Origin of the sequence: Parvimonas sp. D9, assembly GCF_035282565.1 — a bacterium.
GTDB classification, from domain to species: Bacteria; Bacillota; Clostridia; order Tissierellales; family Peptoniphilaceae; genus Parvimonas; species Parvimonas micra.
This window is the reverse complement of record NZ_JAYKBM010000119.1, coordinates 1-280: the sequence shown is the minus strand read 5'-3', so window position 1 is coordinate 280 and position 280 is coordinate 1. Positions and strand designations below refer to the sequence as shown.

At 59.6% G+C, this 280-nt stretch carries 1 protein-coding gene; it reads right to left on the bottom strand.

Annotated features, from left to right (window positions below):
- The coding region (locus tag VJI94_RS08260) for a hypothetical protein (protein ID WP_324009007.1) at positions 1-213 on the bottom strand (213 nt) is incomplete at its 3' end.
- Between the last annotated feature and the right edge of the window lie 67 nt (positions 214-280).

Below are 280 nucleotides of genomic sequence, written 5' to 3'. Positions count from 1 at the left end.
GATGGAGATGAAAACTTGGCTCGGGGATGGCCAGTGGCCCATCCAAGGTTGGCATGCAGACACCAAACCTGCGCAAAGCACAAGGGCCAGGGGTGCAATTTTGCGCAGCGGTACGCCAGGGGAGAGTGTGTCCAGGCGGCAGAACGCCAGTGCGGCGATGCTGAATCCGAGCAGCGCATTGACCGTCGCCAACAGCAGTTTGCTCTCAACCATGGCCACCTCCATCACCTCGCATCTTGATCAAGATATCGACCAGGCGTGACACCTTGCGTGCCGCCCA